This window comes from Spirillospora sp. NPDC127506 (assembly GCF_040302145.1).
Taxonomy (GTDB): Bacteria; Actinomycetota; Actinomycetes; order Streptosporangiales; family Streptosporangiaceae; genus Spirillospora.
Window position 1 is genome coordinate 94,973 of sequence record NZ_JBEORG010000003.1, and the last position, 19,317, is coordinate 114,289.

The following is a 19,317-nucleotide window of genomic DNA, read 5'->3' on the forward strand; positions in this document are numbered from 1 at the left end:
CGGGGCGTCAGTTCCCCGGCGGGTCGGGGCGCCGGGTGCGGGCCATCCCGGCGGCGCGGCCCTTGGCGGCGACGACGAGCGCCATCTTGCGGGACGCCTCGTCGATCATCTCGTCGCCGAGGGTGGCGGCGCCGCGGCCCTCGCGCAGGGCGCGGTCGTAGGCGTCCAGGATCAGCTCGGCGCGGTCGTAGTCGTCCTGGGACGGGGAGAACACCGCGTTCCCGGCCTCGATCTGCGCCGGGTGCAGCACCCATTTGCCGTCGAACCCGAGGGCGGCGGAGCGGCGCGCGACCCGCGTGAAGGCGTCCACGTCCCGGACGTTGAAGTAGGGCCCGTCGACGGCCTGCAGGCCGTGGGCGCGCGCGGCGATCAGGATCCGCATCAGGATGTGGTGGTAGGCGTCGCCCTCGGTGTAGCCGGGCGGCTGCTCGCCGACGACGAGCGTCTTCATGTTCAGCGACGCCATGAGGTCGCCCGGCCCGAGCACGAGGGCCTCCAGGCGCGGCGACGACGCGGCGATCGCGTCGATGTTCGTCAGGCCGCGGGCGTCCTCGATCTGGGCTTCGATGCCGATGCGGCCCACGGGCAGGTCCATGGCCCGCTCGATCTGCGTCAGCAGCCGGTCGAGCCACTGCACATGGGTCGCGTCCGACGCCTTCGGCAGCATGATCGCGTCCAGGTTCGCGCCGGCGCCCTCGACGACCTCGACGACGTCCCGGTACGCCCAGCGGGTGTCGGCGTCGTTGACGCGCACCACCCGCGTCCTGCCGGACCAGTCGCCCTCGTTGAGCGCCGCGACGACGGTCTTGCGGGCGTCCTCCTTGGCGGACGGCGCGACGGCGTCCTCCAGGTCGAGGAAGACCTCGTCGGCGGGGAGGCCCTGCGCCTTCTCGATGAAGCGCGGGTTGCTGCCCGGGACGGCGAGGGTGGTACGTCGAGAGCGCATGGCCCGGATGCTATCCAGCGGGTGTGAGACCCTTCCGGCATGGGTCTGAACAGGGCGCTGGTGGAGGAGGCGGCCAAGAAGTCGGGGCTGCTGTGGCTGGACCTGCCCGGCCTGCCCCAGCCGAGGGCCGCCTGGCACGTGTGGCACGACGGCTCCGCGTACGTGCTGACCGGCGGCGAGGGCGAGCAGCCGCTGCCGGGGCTGGCCGAGTCCGCGCACGTGCCGGTGATCCTGCGCAGCAAGGACAAGGGCGGCCGGCTCGTCACGTTCATCGCCGACGTCGAGGTGGTCGAGCCGGGCTCGGAGCTGTGGGACGCCGTGGCGCCGATCCTCGCCAAGGAGCGCCTGAACGCCCGCACCCACGAGGGCCAGGTGGAGACCTGGGCGACCGAGTCGTGGATCGTCCGGTTGACCCCGGCGGACGAGGTCGTGACGCAGGACGACGGGTACGCGGCCGTCCGCCCGGTGCCGACCCCGGCGACGACCGCCGGCGCCCCTCCGCGGATGTTCGGCGGGAAGCGCCGGCAGGCCGACCGGTAGCTACATCGGGAGCGTGCGCCCCTCCGCGACGGCGCGGAGCTTGTCCGGGTTGGCGACCAGGTGGATCGTCTGGACCTGCCCGGTGGGGGCGATGTCGACGGTGAAGGCGCTGATCGGGCCGTCCGGGCCGGCCACCACGACGGCCGGCTCGCCGTTGATCTCGACGCGCTCGAAGCGCATGTCGGCGGGGTCGACGCCCTGGTAGGCGACGCCGTTGATGCCGATGAGGAAGCGGCCCACCTTGTCGGCGCCGAGGATCACCCGGCGCGGCGCCCGGACCTTGCCGCCGCCGTCCGACCACAGCGCGACGTCCGGGGCGAGGACCTCCATGAGCCGGTTGATGTCGCCGCCGAGGACCGCGTCGAGGAACCGCTCGGTCGCGGCGCGCCGCTGCGCGCCGCCCGCCTCGAAGCGGGGCCGCCGCGCCTCCACGTGCTTGCGGGCGCGGGTGCCGAGCTGGCGCACCGACGCCTCCGACCGGTCCAGCGCCTCCGCGATCTCCGCGTACGGGTAGCCGAAGACCTCCTTGAGGACGAACACGGCCCGCTCCAGCGGGCTCAGCGTCTCCAGGACGACCATCATCGCCATCGACACCGACTCCGACAGCTCCGCGTCCTCGGCGACGTCCGGGCTCGTCAGCATCGGCTCCGGCAGCCACGGCCCGACATAGGTCTCCCGCCGGACCTGCGCGGACCGCAGCCGGTCGAGCGCCACATTGGTGGTGATCCTGACCAGGTACGCCTTCGGGTCGGCCACCTCGGACCGGTCGCCCGCGGACCACCGCAGCCAGGCGTCCTGCACGGCGTCCTCCGCGTCGGCGGCCGTGCCCAGCATCCGGTAGGCCACCGCGAACAGCAGGTTCCGGTGCTCCTCGAAGGGGTCGTCCATGGTTGCTCAGCCTCGCATGCCGGAATGTTCGCCACACCTTCGCCCCTCACGACGGGGCGCCCGTCCGGGATGTGACATGGGGGGCCGCGGAACCGGGGCGGATCCGGATCAGTGGGGCGATCATGGGTAGTGTCCGGACCATGAGCGGAGCTCCGACACGGGTGTTCATCGCCCGGCTGGCGGGCGTCGCGGTGTTCGACCCGGCCGGCGACCAGGTCGGCAGGGTCCGCGACGTCGTGGTCGCGCTGCGCCTGACGCCGCGGCCGCCGCGGGTGCTGGGGCTGGTGGTGGAGGTCGCGTCGCGGCGGGCGGTGTTCCTGCCGATCACCCGGGTGACCGTGATCGAGGCGGACGCGGTCATCTTCGACGGGCGGCTGAACGTGCGAAGGTTCAGCAAGCGCGAGTCGGAGACGCTGGTCATCGCGGAGATGCTGGACCGGACGGTCCGGCTGCGCGACGGCGGGGAGGCCGTGTCCGTGGTGGACGTGGCGATGGAGCCCACCCGCACCCGGGACTGGCTGATCTCGAAGGTCGCCGTGCGCCGCCGCACCGGGCGCGGGCTGCGCAAGCGCGGGGAGAGCCTGATCGTCGACTGGGACGCGGTGGAGGGGTTCTCCGCCGTCGAGCACGGCCAGGGCGCCGCCGGGCTGATCGCCGCGTTCGGCCAGATGAAGGCCGCCGACCTCGCCAACATCGTGCACGAACTGCCGGCGAAGCGGCGCACCGAGGTCGCGGTGGCGCTGGACGACGAGCGGCTCGCCGACGTCCTGGAGGAGCTGCCGGAGGACGACCAGATCGAGATCCTCGGCAAGCTCAGCGTGGACCGGGCCGCCGACGTCCTGGAGGCCATGGGCCCCGACGACGCCGCCGACCTGCTCGGGGAGCTGCCGACCGAGCAGCGGGAGCGGCTGCTGACGCTGATGGAGCCGCAGGGCGCGGCGCCGGTGCGGCGGCTGCTCACCTACCCCGACCACTCGGCGGGCGGGCTGATGACCACCGACCCGGTGATCGTCCCGCCGGACGCGACGGTCGCCGAGGCGCTCGCGCTGATCCGCCGCCCCGACCTGAACCCGGCGCTCGCCGCGCAGGTGTACGTGTGCCGGCCGCCGACCGCGACGCCCACCGGCCAGTACCTCGGCACCGTGCACTTCCAGAAGCTGCTGCGCGAACCCCCGCCGACGCTCGTCAGCGGCATCGTGGACGCCGAGCTCGACCCGCTGCGCCCCACCATGTCGCTGGAGGCGGTCGCGACGTTCCTGGCCACCTACAACCTCGTCGCGGGCGCCGTGGTGGACGAGAACGGGCACCTGCTCGGCGCCGTGACGATCGACGACGTGCTCGACCACCTGCTGCCCGAGGACTGGCGGGAGACCGTGATGGACGCCGCCGCCGAGGAGTCCGCGGATCCCGAGGAAGAGGCTCTCCGGGGGACCACATGATGACGACACGCCCGATGACCGCGCGCCTGGACCAGCCGAGGGAGGTCCGCCGGACGCTGCTGCCGCGGATCCACTACGACCCGGAGTCGTTCGGGCGGCTGTCGGAGCGGATCGCGCGGTTCCTGGGCACCGCCAGGTTCATCGTGTACATGACGGTGTTCGTCACGGCGTGGCTCGGCTGGAACCTGTTCGCCCCGGCGTTCCTGAGGTTCGACCCGTACCCGTTCATCTTCCTGACGCTGATGCTGTCGCTGCAGGCGTCCTACGCGGCGCCGCTGATCCTGCTCGCGCAGAACCGGCAGGACGACCGGGACCGCGTCCAGTACGAGCAGGACCGGGCGCGCAACGAGCGCAGCATCGCCGACACCGAGTACCTGACGCGGGAGATCGCCGGGCTGCGGATCGCGCTGAGCGAGGTCGCCACCCGCGACTTCCTGCGCTCGGAGCTCCAGCAGATCATCAAGGAGCTGGACGCGAAGGAGCACGTCCCCTAGGCGGGGACCCGTTCGTCGGCGAGCTTGTCGAGGATGCCTCCGAGGGCGCGCAGGTCGGCCTCGTCCAGCCGGCTGAGCATGTGGTCCTGGACGCCCCGCCGGTAGGTGGGGGTGGCGTCGGCGAGCCGGTCCCGCCCGGCGGCGGTCAGCGCGGCGTACAGGCCGCGCGCGTCGTCCGCGCAGGACTGCCGCACCACCAGCCCGTCGCGCTGCAGCCGGTCGACGAGCCGGGTGAGCCCGCTGCGCGACAGCAGGACCCGGTCGGCGAGGTCGTTCATCCGCAGCCGCCCGCCCGCCGCCTCGCCGAGGTGCATGAGCACCTCGTAGGAGCCGAGGGCGAGGCCGTGGCGGGACAGCAGGTCGGCCTGCAGGCGGCGGGAGAGCTGCGCCTGCGCCCGGAGCATGGTCCGCCAGACGACCAGCTCGGCGGCCGTGAGGGTACCGTCGGTCACCGCACCGATGGTACGGCCGGCGGGCCGCCCGCGCGATGGAGACGCACGCGACATGTGACGACGCACACCCTGATTAGCGGGTACGGCCTCCGGGTTCATACCATGGGCGCATGGCCTCCCAGTTGACGACCGAGCGGGTGACCGAGGCTCTCGCCACGGTGAACGATCCTGAGATCCACAAGCCCATCACCGAGCTCGACATGGTCAAGAGCGTCGACATCGCCTCGGACGGCACGGTCCGCGTCGGCGTATACCTGACCGTGGCCGGATGTCCGATGAAGGACACCATCACCAAACGCGTCACGGAGGCCGTCTCCAAACTCGACGGGGTCGCCTCCGTCCAGGTCGACCTGGACGTGATGAGCGAGGAGCAGCGCAAGGCGCTGCAGACGAAGCTGCGCGGCGGGCAGCCCGCCAAGGAGATCCCGTTCGCGAAGCCGAGCTCGCTGACCAAGGTGTACGCGGTGGCGAGCGGCAAGGGCGGCGTCGGCAAGTCGTCGGTGACCGTGAACCTGGCCGCCGCGCTGGCCGCGCAGGGCCGCAAGGTCGGCGTCGTGGACGCCGACATCTACGGCCACTCGGTGCCGCGGATGCTGGGCGTCGACGCCCCGCCCACCAAGGTCGAGGACATGATCCTGCCGCCGACCGCGCACGACGTGAAGGTGATCTCGGTCGGCATGTTCACCGCCGGGAACCAGCCGGTCGTGTGGCGGGGGCCGATGCTGCACCGCGCCCTGCAGCAGTTCCTCTCCGACGTGTACTGGGGCGACCTCGACATCCTGCTGATGGACCTGCCGCCCGGCACCGGCGACATCGCGATCTCCGTCGCGCAGCTGCTGCCGTCCGCGGAGATCCTGGTCGTCACCACGCCGCAGCAGGCCGCCGCCGAGGTCGCCGAGCGGGCGGGCGCGATCGCCGCGCAGACGCACCAGCAGGTCGTCGGCGTGATCGAGAACATGTCCTACCTGACGTGCCCGCACTGCGGCGAGCAGCAGTTCATCTTCGGCGAGGGCGGCGGCCAGACGGTCGCGGACGCCCTCACGAAGACCCTCGGCACGCGCGTCCCGATGCTCGGCCAGGTGCAGATCGACCCGCGCCTCCGCGAGGGCGGCGACAGCGGCCTCCCGCTCGTCCTGTCGGACCCCGACGCGGGCGCCGCCAAGGAACTCCGCACCATCGCCGACAAACTGGCCGGCCGCTCCCGCGGCCTGGCCGGAATGTCCCTGGGCATCAGCCCAAAGGGCAGGTGACCCAGGCACACACTCAGCACATAGACCGGGTGACCGCCGGACACCCGCGACGGGCCGGATGATCGTAGGGCCGTCTCTGTTCGGGGCACCTGGCCATGTACGGATCGTGCGGCTTCGGTGACCGTAAGGTGCCTGCCGCAGGTGCGCGGCGACCGCAAGATGCAGCTCACGGGTCGGGCGGTCGCCCAGCCGCCTCTTGGACGAGCACAATTCGCACCCTCTCGGACCAGACCCGAGCCGGGCCGCAGACCGAAGCGACCACCACGGGCAGGCACGCGGAGGGCGCTCAGCGCCCGGAGCGGGCATGCCCGGCGACGCAGGCGACCGCAGCGACGCCGCACAAACCGCAACAGGCGCAGAAACCGCAACAGCGGCGCGAGGATCGCCTGCGTCGCTAACGGGGTTCCAGGGGGTCGCCCCCCTGGGCAAACACAGCCGCCTCTTGGACGAGCACAATTCACACCCTCTTGGACCAGACCTGAGCCGGGCAGACCGAAGCGGCGGTCACGGGCAGGCACGCGGAGGGCGCTCAGCGCCCGGAGCGGGCATGCCCGGCGACGCAGGCGACCGCAGCGACGCCGCACAAACCGCAACAGGCACAGAAACCGCAACAGCGGCGCGAGGATCGCCTGCGTCGCTGACGGGGGTTCCAGGGGGTCGCCCCCCTGGGAAATTAAGTCGCCTCGTTGTCGAAGGGCGGGCGCTCGTCGGGGCCGAGGGCGCCGGCGCTGGTGGCGTAGGCGGGCTCGTCGTCGAAGAGGGCGGAGCCGTTCGTGCCCTTGGCGGACGGGTAGGTGTCGTCGTCCTCGAACAGGTGCTTGCGGACGAACGTCTTGGGGTTGAGGTCGTTCAGGTCGAAGTCCTTGAACTCCGGCCCGAGACCTTCCTGGAGGTCCGCCTTGGCGCTGTCGGCCATCTGCCGGAGCTGCCGCAGCATGCGTCCCGCCTGGCCGGCGACCTGCGGCAGCTTGTCGCCGAAGATGACCAGGGCGAGGACGACGAGCACCGCCATCTCACCGAGTCCGACGTCGAACAACCCGTCCTCCGAAAACCGTCAGGGGCCGGTCCGCGCGGACCGGCCCCCTCAGCGTATCCCGAGCCCGGACGAACCGGACCCCGCGGATCTCGGCGCCGGTCAGTCGGCGCCCAGCGTGACCTGGACCGTGCTCTCCTTGCCGTCGCGCTCGTAGGTGACCTTGATCTGGTCGCCGGGGGCGCGGCTGCGGATCTGCGCGATGAGGTCGGTGGCGTCCTCGATCGGCTTGTCGTCGATCTTGGTGATGACGTCGCCGGGCTTCAGCCCGGCCTTGTCCGCCGGGCCGCCCTTGACCACCGGGTCCTGCCCGTTGACGGGCGTCGACATGATCCGGGCGCCGCCGTCCTGGTAGCGCGGGTCGGGGAAGACGCCGAGCTTGGCCTGCCGGACGGTGCCGTTGCGGATGATCTCCTCGGCGACCCGCTTGCCCTGGTTGATCGGGATCGCGAAGCCGAGGCCGATGCTGCCGCTCTGCTGCTCGCCGCCGAGGGACTGGCCGCCGAGCGTCGCGATCGCGGTGTTGATGCCGATCACGCGGCCCTTCGCGTCGACCAGCGGGCCGCCGGAGTTGCCGGGGTTGATGGCCGCGTCGGTCTGGATCGCGTTGAGGTAGGACGCGTCGCCGCCGCCCTCGCCCTGGGTGGGCACGGCGCGGTTCAGCGAGCTGACGATGCCGGTGGTGACCGAGCCCTGCAGGCCCAGCGGCGAGCCGATCGCGATCACCGGGTCGCCCACGGCGATCTTGCTGGAGTCGCCGAGCGGCAGCGGCGGCAGCGAGTGCCGGCCCTCCGGCTTGAGGACGGCGACGTCGGAGCTCGGGTCGGCGCCCTTGACGGTCGCGGGCAGCGTCTTCTTGTCGTTGAAGACGATCTGGATCTGCCCGCCGCCGGAGCCGGCGACGACGTGGTTGTTGGTGATGACGTAGCCGCCGTTGACGATGAAGCCGGTGCCGCCGACCTCGCCCTGCGCGGACTGCACGCGGATCATCACGACGCTGGGCAGCACCCGCTGCGCCACGCCGGCGACGGAGTCGGGCGGGCGGCTCTGCACCTTGGTGTCGCTGCCGTTGCCGCCGCCGAGGCTGACCGCGCCGCCGTCGTCGTCGCCGTTGGTGGCGATGACGCCGATCCCGGCGCCGAGCGCGCCCGCGACGAGCGCGACGATCAGCGCGACGACCGCGAGGAGCCCGAGGCCCGGGCCGCCGCGCGAGGACGACGGCATCGCCGGCACCGGCGCCCAGTTCGGCCCGGTGCCGCCGGGCGGCATCCCGTAGCCGGCCATGGGGCGCGGTCCCGGGCCGCCGGGCGGGGGGCCGCCGAGCGGCGCGGGCGGCGGCGCGAGCGGCGGCTGGGCGCCCGGGGGCGGCGGGCCCTGGTGCGACTGGTGCGGCCAGCCGCCGTGCGGGCCGCCCTGCGCGGCGCGCGGGTCCTGGTTGTGCGGGACGAAGCCGGGCCGCGGGCGGTCGTCGTCGGCGGGCTTGTCCAGCGCGACGGGCGGCGGAGGCTGCGGCATGTCGCGCGGCGGGACGTCCTGCAGCGGCACCTCCTGCGGCCCCATGCCGGGGGCGGCGCCGCGCGAGAGGACGTCCTCGCTGGTGTCGGGCGGGTTCCCGAGCGAGTCCGGCGGCGCGAACCCGCCGGCCACCAGGCGGTCGCCCTCGTGGCCGGGCTCGTGGTCGGGTTCGGGGTCGTCCGACGGCCGCGGGGCACCGGTCTCCGCCGCCGGCTCAGGGTCGTCCGCCGGCTGCGCCGGCGGGATCTCCTGGTCGGTCACCGTCTCGGGGGGAGCCGCCGCCTCCTGCCGTCCGGGCTCCTGTCCGGAGGCGACCTCGTCGTCCTCCGAGGGCGCCCTGACCGGCCCGCGGTTGTCTTCCGTCATCCCCATCTCTCCTACCGAGCATGGTCCTCGTCATCCGTGCTCATGCTGCCCCGAAAGGCATGTGGCGAGCATAAGACCTGAATTCAATACGCTCATCCCGGGTCAGTCGAACGGATTCGCCGACGAGGCCAGGCGCCGCGCGCCCCGGGAGACGCGCGTCCAGAACGTGTCGGCGGGGCCGTGCGGCATGCTCACCGCGACCGCGTCCGCGGTGCTCTGCGGGGCGTCGGTCAGCACGGTGTACACGTAGCCCTTCCCGGCGGACACGGCCCAGCGGCGCAGCCCCTCGCGCCGGAAGACCGTCCGGCCGCGGCGGAAGGTCTTCTGCCAGCCGGCCATGCCGCGCTCGTCGAGCCGGCCGCGCTGCACGAACACCGAGACGGCGGCGAGGCCGTCGGAGTAGCTGAGGTGGACGGTGCCGCCGCCGTTCTCACGGCGCACGTCGTAGAGGGTGAGGCGGCCGGGCAGGTCCGGCGGGACTGGCCAGCCGCGGTCGCGCAGCCCGTCGATGGCGGCGCGGTCCAGCCGCTCGCCCCACGCGCTCGCGCCGGACGCGGCGCCGGTGCCCGCGGCCGGCTCGCCGACGCCGGCCCCGGGGAAGCGCAGCAGCCCGCCCCGGGGCCGGCCGAGCACGGGGTTCTCCGCCGGCGGCATGGTGAAGCTGATCTCGCTGAACCCGGTGACGACCACGGCGCGGCCGGTGGCGTCGATCAGCTCGCGGTGCAGCATCAGCCCGGTCTCGCGGTCGATCCAGAAGCGCCCGGCGGGGCTGCCGTCCGGCCGGCGGGCCTCGACGACGCGCGCCGCGCGGCCGCAGACGACGGAGTCCCCGGCGCGCACCACCGAGTAGTTGCGGGTGAGCAGGGCGAGGGTGTCGCGGGTGAAGCCGGTGGTGTCCCCGGCGGCGGACTCGGGCCGGTACCCGGCGCCGCTCGTCCCGGACCGGTAGCGGATGCCCTCGCCGGGCCGGTGGGTCACGCTGACGCGGGACGTGGCGGACCGGTCGCGGTTCCACGTGGTGAGGAAGCGGCGCCCCTGGTACGGGACGCGCTGCGCGGCGTCGGCGGCGGCGCGCAGCAGCCCGACCGCGCCGGGGTCGCTGCGGACGCGGCGGACGGCGGCGGGGTCGCCGGACAGCAGCCCGGCGACCGCGAGCGCTCCCACGATCCCGCAGGCCAGGACGGCGTACCGCCGGCTCCGCCGGCCGCCCGCAAGGCCGCTCGCGGTCGGTGCGGTCACGGCCCCGGCGAGACCTGTACCTGGTAGACCGGGTCGGTCAGCGGGTCGGTGAGCGGCGCGTCCCCGGAGGTCAGCGCGTGCTCCACGGCGAACCGGTCGAAGGCGGGCGTGACGGTGGGCGCCTCCTGCCGCCCGCCGGCGGCGTAGGAGGCGGTGCCGAGGCCGATGACGAGCGTGGCGGCGCCGACGACGAGGGCGCGGCGGCGCGGATGGGCGTGCGCGGCGGCGCGCCCGGCGGGGCGGTTGTCGCGCGGGCGCGCGGCGGGAGCGTTCCGCACCGGGCGGGCCGATGATCGCAGCGGCCGGGCGGGGCGGTGCGGCGGCGGGGCCGGGGGCGGCCCGGGCGGGACGTCGGCGGGCGCGGGCGCCTCGGGGGCGCCGGCGGGCAGCGAGCGCAGCCGGGTCAGGAAGTCGGGGGTGGGCAGGTCGTCGGTGCCGTCGGCGGCGGGAAGCTCGGACAGGCCCCGCAGCCGCCCCTTGAGGAGGCGCAGCTCGGCGACCTCGGCCCGGCACTGAGCGCATCCCGCGAGATGGGCGAGTACGCGGTCGCGCTCCTCGTGCCCCAGCTCATCGTCGACCAGAGCGGTCAGACGCTCCCCCAGACAACTCACGCCGCCTCCGTCGATTCCAATTCTCGGTCGGGCGCGCGGTCCCGCCCCGCGCGCGTCCATGTACGGCTCTACGCGCCGCCCGGCTGCGGCAGCGCGCCGCCCGCCGCGCGCAGGCCCCCCGCCGGCGCCGCGGCCTCGCCGCCGGCCGCGGCGTCGCGCGCCTCGGCCGCCTGGTACTCGTTCCTGGTGCCGGGTCGGCGCCGGGTCGGCGCGCGGTGCTCCAGCGCGGCGCGCAGCTGCGCCCGCCCCCGGTGGATGCGGCTGCGCACGGTGCCGAGCTTCACCCCGAGCGTCGCGGAGATCTCCTCGTAGGACAGCCCCTCGATGTCGCACAGCACGACGGCCGCGCGGTACTCGGGCGCGAGCGCGTCGAGGGCGGCCTGGACGTCGGCGTCGAAGTTGGTGTCGTCGAACGCCTGCGCCGGGGTCGGCTCGCGGCCCTGGAGGCGCTCGGCGGCGTCGTCGGCGAGGCCCTCGAAGCGGATGCGCTGGCGGCGCCGCGCCATGTCGAGGAACAGGTTCGTGGTGATGCGGTGCAGCCAGCCCTCGAACGTTCCGGGCGTGTAGTTCGACAGCGATCGGAACACGCGGACGAAGACCTCCTGGGTGAGGTCCTCGGCGTCGTGCTGGTTACCGGTCAGCCGGTAGGCGAGCCGGTAGACGCGCGCGGAGTGCTCGCGCACGACCTCGTCCCAGGACGGCGGCGCCCACTCCGCCTCGGGTGCGTTCTCGCGGGTGCGAGCGGCGTTCCCCAGCCCCTGCCGGGCGCCGACCCCCACAGCGCTTCTGAAACTCAGTGCTGCGACTCCCATGGTGCCGGGCTGTTCCTCTCTCGTGAGCCAAGGTCTCGCCTTGGAACGGCACGGTCTCGCCTGGGCTGGGGCGGTTCGTGAACCAACGCTGTCTCTGGCCTGCTGTGTGCGTACTCCCGCTTTCACTCCATACAACGCGCTGAAACGCCGGACGGTTCCCTGTCAACGATATGGTCTTTCCAGCATGAGGCATGCGGGGGTCCCGCGAGGAGGCAGCCATCGACGCCATTCAGGCCACCCGGGCCTATGTGGAGGATTACCTCCCCGAAGACGAGGCGCTGCTCGCCGCCAGGCGGCGCGGCCAGGAGGTCGGCGCGACCCCGATCGGCCCCGCCGGCGGTGCGGCGCTGCGCTTCCTCGCGACCCTGATCGGCGCCCGGACGGTGGTGGAGGTCGGCTCCGGGTGCGGCGTGTCCGGCGTGTGGCTGATGCGCGGCATGCCGAAGGACGCGGTGCTGACGAGCGTGGACATCGAGCCCGAGAACCAGCGGCTGGCCAAGCTCGCCTACCGGGAGGCGGGGCTGTCCGGCTTCCGCACCCGGATGATCAGCGGGCCGGCGCTGGAGGTGCTGCCGCGGCTCACCGACGGCGCCTACGACATGGTGTTCTGCGACGCCGACAAGCGGGAGTACCCCGAGTACCTGACGGACGCGCTGCGGCTGCTGCGTCCCGGCGGCGTGGTCGCGTTCGACAACGCGCTGTGGCACGACCGGGTCGCCGACCCCGCGCACCGCGACCCGGACACCGAGGCGATCCGCGAGGTGCACCGGATGATCCGGGACGACGACCGGCTCGTCCCGCTGCTGATCCCGGTCGGCGACGGGCTGCTGTGCGCCGTCAAGCGCGCCTGAGCGAGCCGATGGAGACGGCCGGGACGCGCGAGCCGTTCGCGGTGCGGAACCGGGTGACCTGGCGCGGGGTCTGGCAGGCGGTGGCGTTCCTCATCCTGTTCCTGGCGTCCGTGGGGTTCATCACGAGCGGCGTGGTGCGCGGCGCCGGTGTGGGGAGCGTCACGTTCATGGTGCTCGGGGTCGCGGGGCTCGTCCTGTTCGGGGCGGGCCTGCTGCTGTCGGCGGGCGGGATGCTGGCGCGCCGCCCCGTCCTGGTGCTGGACGGCGACGGGGTGCGCCGCCCGGCGCGCTGGCCGCTGCCGCGCTCGTCGGGGCGCACGCTGCCGTGGGACGAGGTGGCCGGGATCGCGGCGCTGCGCCGCGGGATGGCCGGCACCCGGCGCGGCGAGCAGGACTACCTGGTGTTCCTGCCGGCCCCGGAGCTGGCGGAGATGGCGCGGACGGCGGAGCGGCCGCGGCTGGTGGCGCTGACGATGCGCGACGTCCCGTCCACGGCGCCGGCCGTCCCGTGGTGCTTCGCGGTGGAGCCGGGCTGGGACGCGACGCTCCCGGAGATCGTCAAGGAGGCCCGGCGGCGCCGCGGCGTCCCGGTGATCGACCGCCGCACGAAGTGACCGCCGGGCGGCCGGGCGGTCAGGCGGCCAGCCAGTCCAGCAGCAGCCGGACGCCGAAGCCGGTCGCGCCGCGGGTGAGCTCGGCGTCGGCGGAGGCCGCGCGGCCCGGCCCGGCGATGTCGAGGTGCGCCCAGGGGCGGCCGCCGGTGAACTCGCGCAGGAACAGCGCCGCCGTGATGGAGCCGGCGCCGTAGCCGCCGCGCCCGATGTTGGCGACGTCGGCGACGTCGGAGTCGATCGCGGCGCGGTAGTCGCCGGTGAGCGGGAGCCGCCACACCGGCTCGCCGGCCGCCGCGCCGGCGCGGGTGAGCGCGTCGGCGAGGGCGTCGTCGGTGGCGAACAGCGCCGCGTGCCGCAGGCCGAGCGCGACCTTCGCGGCGCCGGTGAGGGTGGCGACGTCGACGATCGCGTCGGGGGCGAGCTCGGCGTCGGCGTAGGCCAGCGCGTCGGCGAGGACGAGCCGCCCCTCGGCGTCGGTGTTCAGCACCTCCGAGGTCGTCCCGCCGAAGTGGCCGATCACGTCGCCGGGGCGCATCGACGACCCGGACGGCATGTTCTCCGCCGCCGCGACCAGGCCGGTGACGCGGGCGCGGACGCCGAGGCCGCGCAGCGCGCTCATGGCGGCGATGACCGCGGCGCCGCCGGCCATGTCGGTCTTCATCGTCTTCATGCCCTCGTTGGGCTTCAGCGACAGGCCGCCGCTGTCGAAGGTGATGCCCTTGCCGACCAGCACGACGTGCCGGCCGGCCTGCTCGTCCGGCTCGTCCGGCCGGTAGGAGAGCTCGATGAGGCGGGGCGGGCGCGCGGATCCGCCGCCGACGGCGAGCAGCCCGCCGAAACCGCCCTCGGCCAGCTCCTTCTCGCCGCGCACCCGGACGTCGAGGCCCGCCTCGGCGGCGACCTGCTCGGCCCTGGCGGCGAGCCAGGACGGGTCCTTCTCGGCGGAGGGGGTGTTGGCGAGATCACGGGCGAGCGCGGTGGCCCGCGCCCGCGCGGTGCCCCGCTCGATGGCCGGGGCGGCGGCCTCCGGCCCGGCCTCGGTCAGCACGGCGAGGGCGCCGAGCGCCTTCTTGGCGGGCGCGGCGCCGATCTTGAACTCGTAGGACGCGAGCAGCGCGCCCTCGACGAACGCGGCGAGATCGCCGTCGGGGACGCCCGCGACGAGCGCCGTCCGGCCCCTGCCGCGGCGGGCCAGCGCGGCGCCGGCCCTGCGCAGGTCGGCCGGGGCCGCGTCGCCCACCCCGTACAGCAGCAGCTCGCGGATCCGGTCGCCGACGCGGACCTGGGTCGCGGTGATCTCCCCCGGCTCCCCCTTGGCCTCGTGCAGCTCCAGCAGCTCGTCCAGCGTGAAGGGCAGCCCGGCGGCGGCCTCCGCCGCGGGCGCGACGGGGCCGGTGCGGACGGGGACCGCCATCGCCTCCGCCCCCAGGTCGGCCGCGGTCTGCGACACGGTGCCGGCGGCGCCGTGGACGCGGGTCTCGATGGGCATGCCGATGATCCCCCCAGGTAGGAGCCGGTGCGGGCGCCGTGCGCGCACCGCGCGCGCGGTGCCGCCGCGCGCGTGAAGGACGTGCGGAAATGGCAAGGGCCCCGGCGGCGTCGCCGGGACCGTCACCAACAGGCCGGGAGCGGTGGAGCCGTCAGCCCACGACGTCCTTGAGCGCGTCGCCGAGCTCCTTGGCCTCGTCGGCGGAGAGTTCGACCACGAGGCGGCCGCCGCCTTCGAGGGGAACCCGCATGACGATCCCGCGCCCCTCCTTGGTCACTTCGAGCGGACCGTCTCCCGTCCGCGGCTTCATCGCCGCCATGCGTGCATCCCCTTCCTGCGTAGGGCCGCGGCCTCGCACACCCTTGGCCGCGTGGCCGCGTGTCGCATCCGCGTCATCAGTAGTGGTCCATTATCTCGTCTTCCGGGCGCGAAGTGGTAACGATCAGCCTCCAGATCGGAAGATGGGAGGATCTGCGGGCGAAACGAGGAGGACGACGATGTCTGAGACCGTGCTGTACGACGTGACCGACGGTGTGGGGACGATCACACTGAACCGCCCGGACGGGATGAACTCGCTGACCGCCGAGATGAAGGAGCTGCTGCGCGCGACGGTGGTGCGCGCCGCCGCCGATCCGGCCGCCCGCGCGGTGATCCTGACCGGTGCGGGCCGGGCCTTCTGCGCGGGCCAGGACCTGCGGGAGCACGCCGCCAACCTCGCCGCCGGGAAGGGCCTGGACGGCACCGTCCGCGGGCACTACAACCCGACCGTGCTGGCCCTCGCCGGGATGCGGAAGCCGGTGGTCGCGGCGGTGAACGGCGTGGCGGCGGGGGCGGGCGCGTCGCTGGCGTTCGCCTGCGACCTGATCGTCGCGTCCGACAGGGCCCGGTTCGCGACGGCGTTCACCGGGATCGGGCTCGCGCCCGACAGCGGCATGTCGTGGACGCTGCAGCGCCTCGTCGGCCGCGCGAAGGCCGCGGAGCTGCTGCTGCTCGGCGAGCCGGTGAAGGCCGAGCGGGCGCTGGAGCTGGGCCTGGTGAACCGGGTCGTCCCGGCCGACGAGCTGGCCCCGGCCGCGGTGGAGCTGGCGCGGCGGCTCGCGGCCGGCCCGACGGTCTCCTACGGCGCGGTGAAGGCGGCGCTCGACCACGCGGCGACGCACGACCTGGCGTCCGCGCTGGAGCGGGAGGCCGAGCTGCAGGACGAGTGCGCCGAGACCAGCGACCACAAGAACGCGACCGAGGCGTTCCTGAAGAAGCAGGAGCCGGTGTTCGAAGGCCGCTGACGGCGGCCCCGCGGCGGGGCCGGCGGCAGGGGCAGCGGTAGGCCGGTGGTGGGGCTTCCCCCCGTAGCGGCCGGGGAGTCTGCGCCAATGCGGCCGGGTGGGCGCCGGCGGTTTGCTTGAGGCATGACCCAGACAACCGCTGCACCCCCCGCCGGGCAGGTCCACGACCACGCCGCCGTCGCCCGCGGCGTCGTCAAGTCCTACGGGACGGGCGAGCACGCGGTGACCGCGCTGCGCGGCGTCTCGGCGGCGTTCCCGCGCGGCCGGTTCACCGCGATCATGGGGCCGTCCGGGTCCGGGAAGTCGACGTTCCTGCACTGCATGGCCGGGCTGGACACCGTCTCGTCCGGGTCGGTGCTGATCGGCGGCGTCGACATCACCGGGCTGTCCCGGACCCGGCTGACGAAGCTGCGCCGCGACCGGCTCGGGTTCGTGTTCCAGTCGTTCAACCTGCTGCCGATGCTGACGGCGGAGGAGAACATCCGGCTGACCGGGCGGCTCGGGAACCGGCGCGCCGACCGGCAGTGGTTCGACACGATCGTGGACGCGCTGGGGCTGCGGGAGCGGCTGTCGCACCGGCCGAGCGAGCTGTCCGGCGGGCAGCAGCAGCGGGTCGCGGTGGCGCGGGCGCTGCTGACCCGGCCGGAGGTGCTGTTCGCCGACGAGCCAACCGGCAACCTCGACTCCCGGTCCGGCGCCGAGGTGCTGGGGTTCCTGCGCCGCGCGGTGGACGCCTACGGCCAGACCGTGATCATGGTGACGCACGACCCGGGCGCCGCGGCGCACGCCGACCGGGTGCTGTTCCTCGCCGACGGCATGATCGTGCACGAGCTGCTCTCCCCCGCCATCGACCAGGTGCACGCCGTGATGCGCCGGATGGAGGGCTGACGCCGTGTGGCTCATCGCGCGCCGCTCGTTCGCCGAGGGCTGGATGCGGCTGGCGGCCACGCTGCTGGCGGCGGTGTTCTCGATCGGGCTGATCGCGGGCTCGCTGCAGTTCACGCTGCGGGCGCAGGAGGCCGTGTCGGGCAGCGACGCCAGCGAGTACTCCCGCGCCGACGTGCTCGTCCAGGGCGGCTCGGTCGACGCCGACGACCCCTACGCGGCCCCGGACGGCCAGGTGGCGCTGGGGTCGGTGGCGGGGCGGCCGGGGGTCGCGGCGGTCGCCGGGGACGCGATGGTCCCGGTCTCCGCGAACGGCTCCGACGGCAAGCTCGTCCTGCCCCCGGCCGGGGCGGGGACCACGCTGCGGCCGTGGCCCTCCGACGCCCGGCTGAACCCCTACCACCTGGAGTCGGGGCGCGCCCCGGCGGCCGACGACGAGGTCGCGGTCACCCGGCACGTGGCGCGGGCCGGGAAGCTGGACGTCGGCGACCCGCTGAGGGTCACGCTGCCGAAGCAGAACCGCACCCTCAAGATCGTCGGGATCGTCACGGTGCAGGGGCACAGCGCCGTCGCGAGCGGCGATCTGCTGCTGGCGGCGCCCGCGACCGTCCAGCGGGCCGCGGGCCTGCCCGGCGGGACGTGGCAGAGCGTGTGGGTGAAGGCGGCGCCGGGCGTCCAGGCGCGGCGGCTCCGCGCCGACCTGGCCCGCGACCTCGGCCAGGACGTCACCGTCCGCACCGCCGCCGGCGTGCGGAACGCCCAGTCGGCCGACCTGGAGGGCGCCGGGGCCTCGATCGGCGGGGCCATCGGGACGCTCTCGTCCGTGGCGGTGTTCGTCGGGCTGTTCGTCGTCGCCAACACGTTCGGCACGCTCGTCCGGCAGCGGACCCGGCGGCTGGCGCTGCTCAGCGCGATCGGCGCGACGCCCCGGCAGATCAAGCGGCTGATCCGGTGGGAGGCCCTCGCCCTCGGCGCCGTGGCCTCGGCCGGCGGCGTGCTGCTCGGCTACCCGGTGTCGGGGCTGCTCACCCGGCTGTTCGCCGAGGACGGCTTCGACATCTCCGCCGCCGACGCGCAGTTCGGCTGGATCGCGCTCGCCGCGCCCGCCGCGGCCGGGATCCTCGTCACCCAGCTCGCCGCGTGGCGGGCCGCGCGCCGCGCCGCGCGCATCTCGCCGATGCAGGCGCTGCGGGCCGCGAGCGCCGACACGCCGGGCCGCCGCGGGCCGCGCCTGCTGGGCGCGTTCGCGGTCTTCGCCTGCGCGTGGATCTTCTTCGGCGGCGTCTTCGGGATCAGGCACGAGGAGCCGCCCGGCCCCGACCGCACCGTCGGCGTCTGCGTGATGATCCTCATGGGCTGCATGACGACGGCGGCCGCGCTCGCCGTCCTCGCCCCGTTCTTCGTCGGCCCGCTCGGCGGCCTGGTCGGGCGCGTCGGGACGGCCGTCAGCGGCGAGGCGGGCCGGCTGGCCCGCGCCACCATCACCCGCAGCCCGCGCCGGGTGTCGTCGGCCGCCTCGTCGCTCATGCTCGGCGTCGCGCTGGTCGGCGCGACCGCGCTGACCGTCCTGTCGGTGGACGCGCGGTTCGACGCGACCGGGAACCGGGTGATGCTCGCCGAGCACGCGGTCACCGCGACCGGGACGACCTCGAACGGACCGGCGCCGCTCCCCCGCGACGCGGCGGCGAAGGCCGCCGCGGTGCCCGGCGTATCCGCCGCGGCGGCGCTCACGGTGTCGGACATCAAGCTCGTCGATCCCCCGCCCGAGCGCCCGTCGCCGGAGGAGCCCCCGGAGCCGGTCTACCTGACCGTGACGGGCGCCGACCAGGCGACGCTGCCGTCCGTCCTCAAGCTGGGCGGGCACCTGCCCCGCCTCCGCGACGGCGAGATCGCCCTCACGTCCGCGATCATGAAGGGGCAGAAGATCAAGAAGGGGCAGCGGATCGTGGTCCGCGGCGCCCAGGGCCGGATCCCGCTCAGGGTCGCGGCCGCCTACCACGACCCGTCCCACCTGTTCGCCGACCAGGCGGTCGTCTCGTCCGCGACCATGGACCGGCTCGACCCGGACGCCACCACCCAGGTCGTCCTCGTCCGGGGCGGCTCGGAGGAGGCGCTCTCCCGGGCGTTCGCCGGCATCACGGGCATCGAGGTGGTCGACAGGCCCGGCTATGTGCGGGCGACGGCCGGCGCGATGATGAAGGGGATGCGGGTCATCTACGGCTTCATCGGCATGGCTCTCGTCCTGGCCCTGTTCGGCATGGCGACGACGGTCTCGATGAGCGTCGGGGAGCGCACCCGCGAGTTCGGCCTGCTCGGCGCGGTCGGCGCGACGATGGCGCAGATCAAGTCGATCGTCCGGTGGGAGGCCGCCACCGTCGTGCTGCTCGGCGGCCTCCTCGGCATCGGCATGTCGCTGGGCACCGTGTACCTGATGCACGTCGCGACGGGCAGCTCGTTCCTGGCCCCGGACCCGCCCTGGTGGCTGTTCCCGGCGGTCATCGCCGGCGCCGCGGTCGTCACCGCCGCGACCTCCGCCCTGCCGTCCCGCCGGGCCGCCGCCGTCCCCATCCTCGAAGCCACCAGGGCCGAGTGACCGGTCGGGCGCGCGGC

The 19,317-nt window shown here is 74.5% G+C and carries 19 protein-coding genes; 9 read left to right on the top strand and 10 right to left on the bottom strand.

The features are described from left to right. Positions 1-7 precede the first annotated feature (7 nt). A complete protein-coding gene (locus tag ABTW95_RS04805; RefSeq protein WP_396448307.1) occupies positions 8-946 on the bottom strand; it encodes an HpcH/HpaI aldolase/citrate lyase family protein in 939 nt (312 codons plus the stop codon). 39 nt (positions 947-985) lie between these two features. Between ABTW95_RS04805 and ABTW95_RS04810 the strand changes: the two genes are divergently transcribed. Further along, the gene (locus ABTW95_RS04810; RefSeq protein WP_396448306.1) at positions 986-1,486 is read left to right on the top strand and encodes a hypothetical protein; all 501 of its coding nucleotides are present in this window, start codon (positions 986-988) and stop codon (positions 1,484-1,486) included. Here ABTW95_RS04810 and ABTW95_RS04815 read toward each other — a convergent pair whose 3' ends face one another. Then, positions 1,487-2,374 (bottom strand): RNA polymerase sigma-70 factor, encoded by an 888-nt coding sequence (locus tag ABTW95_RS04815; RefSeq protein WP_396448305.1) that lies wholly within the window; start codon positions 2,372-2,374, stop codon positions 1,487-1,489. It abuts the gene before it with no gap. 140 nt (positions 2,375-2,514) lie between these two features. Here ABTW95_RS04815 and ABTW95_RS04820 point away from each other — a divergent pair, with 140 nt between their 5' ends. Next, on the top strand, positions 2,515-3,813 hold the full coding sequence (locus tag ABTW95_RS04820) for a magnesium transporter MgtE N-terminal domain-containing protein (RefSeq protein WP_500224618.1): 1,299 nt from the start codon (positions 2,515-2,517) through the stop codon (positions 3,811-3,813). Next, positions 3,810-4,307, top strand: a complete 498-nt coding sequence (locus tag ABTW95_RS04825) for a DUF1003 domain-containing protein (protein WP_500224622.1) — start codon at positions 3,810-3,812, stop codon at positions 4,305-4,307. Before ABTW95_RS04820 ends, ABTW95_RS04825 begins: the two co-directional genes overlap by 4 nt. Here the strand turns inward: ABTW95_RS04825 and ABTW95_RS04830 are convergent. Then, positions 4,304-4,759 (bottom strand): MarR family winged helix-turn-helix transcriptional regulator, encoded by a 456-nt coding sequence (locus ABTW95_RS04830; RefSeq protein ID WP_500224624.1) that lies wholly within the window; start codon positions 4,757-4,759, stop codon positions 4,304-4,306. The two genes, ABTW95_RS04825 and ABTW95_RS04830, sit on opposite strands and share 4 nt — an antisense overlap. A 110-nt stretch (positions 4,760-4,869) precedes the next feature. Here ABTW95_RS04830 and ABTW95_RS04835 point away from each other — a divergent pair, with 110 nt between their 5' ends. Then, positions 4,870-6,009: an Mrp/NBP35 family ATP-binding protein gene (locus ABTW95_RS04835; protein WP_396448301.1), complete on the top strand. Its 1,140-nt coding sequence runs from the start codon at positions 4,870-4,872 to the stop codon at positions 6,007-6,009. Positions 6,010-6,682: 673 nt separating this feature from the next. On the opposite strand, the gene ABTW95_RS04840 is transcribed toward ABTW95_RS04835, so the two are convergent. The 5 genes from ABTW95_RS04840 to sigE all read right to left on the bottom strand — a co-directional run bounded on the left by ABTW95_RS04840 (position 6,683) and on the right by sigE (position 11,585). Next, entirely contained in the window at positions 6,683-7,045 is a 363-nt protein-coding gene (locus tag ABTW95_RS04840) for a sec-independent translocase (RefSeq protein WP_396452167.1), read from the bottom strand. Positions 7,046-7,144: 99 nt separating this feature from the next. Further along, positions 7,145-8,923 carry a S1C family serine protease gene (locus tag ABTW95_RS04845; RefSeq protein ID WP_396452166.1) on the bottom strand — a complete coding sequence of 593 codons (1,779 nt, stop codon included), beginning with the start codon at positions 8,921-8,923 and terminating at the stop codon, positions 7,145-7,147. A gap of 102 nt (positions 8,924-9,025) precedes the next feature. Next, positions 9,026-10,162 carry a sigma-E factor regulatory protein RseB domain-containing protein gene (locus tag ABTW95_RS04850; protein ID WP_500224629.1) on the bottom strand — a complete coding sequence of 379 codons (1,137 nt, stop codon included), beginning with the start codon at positions 10,160-10,162 and terminating at the stop codon, positions 9,026-9,028. Then, on the bottom strand, positions 10,159-10,773 hold the full coding sequence (locus ABTW95_RS04855; RefSeq protein ID WP_500224630.1) for an anti-sigma factor family protein: 615 nt from the start codon (positions 10,771-10,773) through the stop codon (positions 10,159-10,161). The genes ABTW95_RS04850 and ABTW95_RS04855 overlap by 4 nt, the downstream gene beginning before the upstream one ends. A 68-nt stretch (positions 10,774-10,841) precedes the next feature. Further along, positions 10,842-11,585 carry an RNA polymerase sigma factor SigE gene (gene sigE / locus ABTW95_RS04860; protein ID WP_396454810.1) on the bottom strand — a complete coding sequence of 248 codons (744 nt, stop codon included), beginning with the start codon at positions 11,583-11,585 and terminating at the stop codon, positions 10,842-10,844. Positions 11,586-11,776: 191 nt separating this feature from the next. Here sigE and ABTW95_RS04865 point away from each other — a divergent pair, with 191 nt between their 5' ends. After that, positions 11,777-12,436 (top strand): O-methyltransferase, encoded by a 660-nt coding sequence (locus ABTW95_RS04865; protein WP_396452159.1) that lies wholly within the window; start codon positions 11,777-11,779, stop codon positions 12,434-12,436. A gap of 8 nt (positions 12,437-12,444) precedes the next feature. Beyond that, the gene (locus ABTW95_RS04870) at positions 12,445-13,050 is read left to right on the top strand and encodes a hypothetical protein (RefSeq protein WP_500224634.1); all 606 of its coding nucleotides are present in this window, start codon (positions 12,445-12,447) and stop codon (positions 13,048-13,050) included. A 19-nt stretch (positions 13,051-13,069) separates the two neighbouring features. On the opposite strand, the gene ABTW95_RS04875 is transcribed toward ABTW95_RS04870, so the two are convergent. Both ABTW95_RS04875 and ABTW95_RS04880 read right to left on the bottom strand, forming a co-directional pair. Beyond that, complete coding sequence (locus ABTW95_RS04875; RefSeq protein WP_396452156.1) at positions 13,070-14,539, bottom strand: leucyl aminopeptidase; 1,470 nt, start codon at positions 14,537-14,539, stop codon at positions 13,070-13,072. A 151-nt stretch (positions 14,540-14,690) separates the two neighbouring features. Further along, a complete protein-coding gene (locus tag ABTW95_RS04880; RefSeq protein WP_285698573.1) occupies positions 14,691-14,858 on the bottom strand; it encodes a DUF3117 domain-containing protein in 168 nt (55 codons plus the stop codon). A gap of 178 nt (positions 14,859-15,036) precedes the next feature. Between ABTW95_RS04880 and ABTW95_RS04885 the strand changes: the two genes are divergently transcribed. From ABTW95_RS04885 to ABTW95_RS04895, 3 genes are all read left to right on the top strand, one after another. Continuing rightward, the gene (locus ABTW95_RS04885; protein WP_396452154.1) at positions 15,037-15,822 is read left to right on the top strand and encodes an enoyl-CoA hydratase-related protein; all 786 of its coding nucleotides are present in this window, start codon (positions 15,037-15,039) and stop codon (positions 15,820-15,822) included. Positions 15,823-15,945: 123 nt separating this feature from the next. After that, positions 15,946-16,710: an ABC transporter ATP-binding protein gene (locus ABTW95_RS04890; protein WP_500224639.1), complete on the top strand. Its 765-nt coding sequence runs from the start codon at positions 15,946-15,948 to the stop codon at positions 16,708-16,710. A 4-nt stretch (positions 16,711-16,714) separates the two neighbouring features. Then, entirely contained in the window at positions 16,715-19,300 is a 2,586-nt protein-coding gene (locus ABTW95_RS04895; protein WP_500224641.1) for an FtsX-like permease family protein, read from the top strand. The last annotated feature ends 17 nt before the right edge of the window (positions 19,301-19,317 follow it).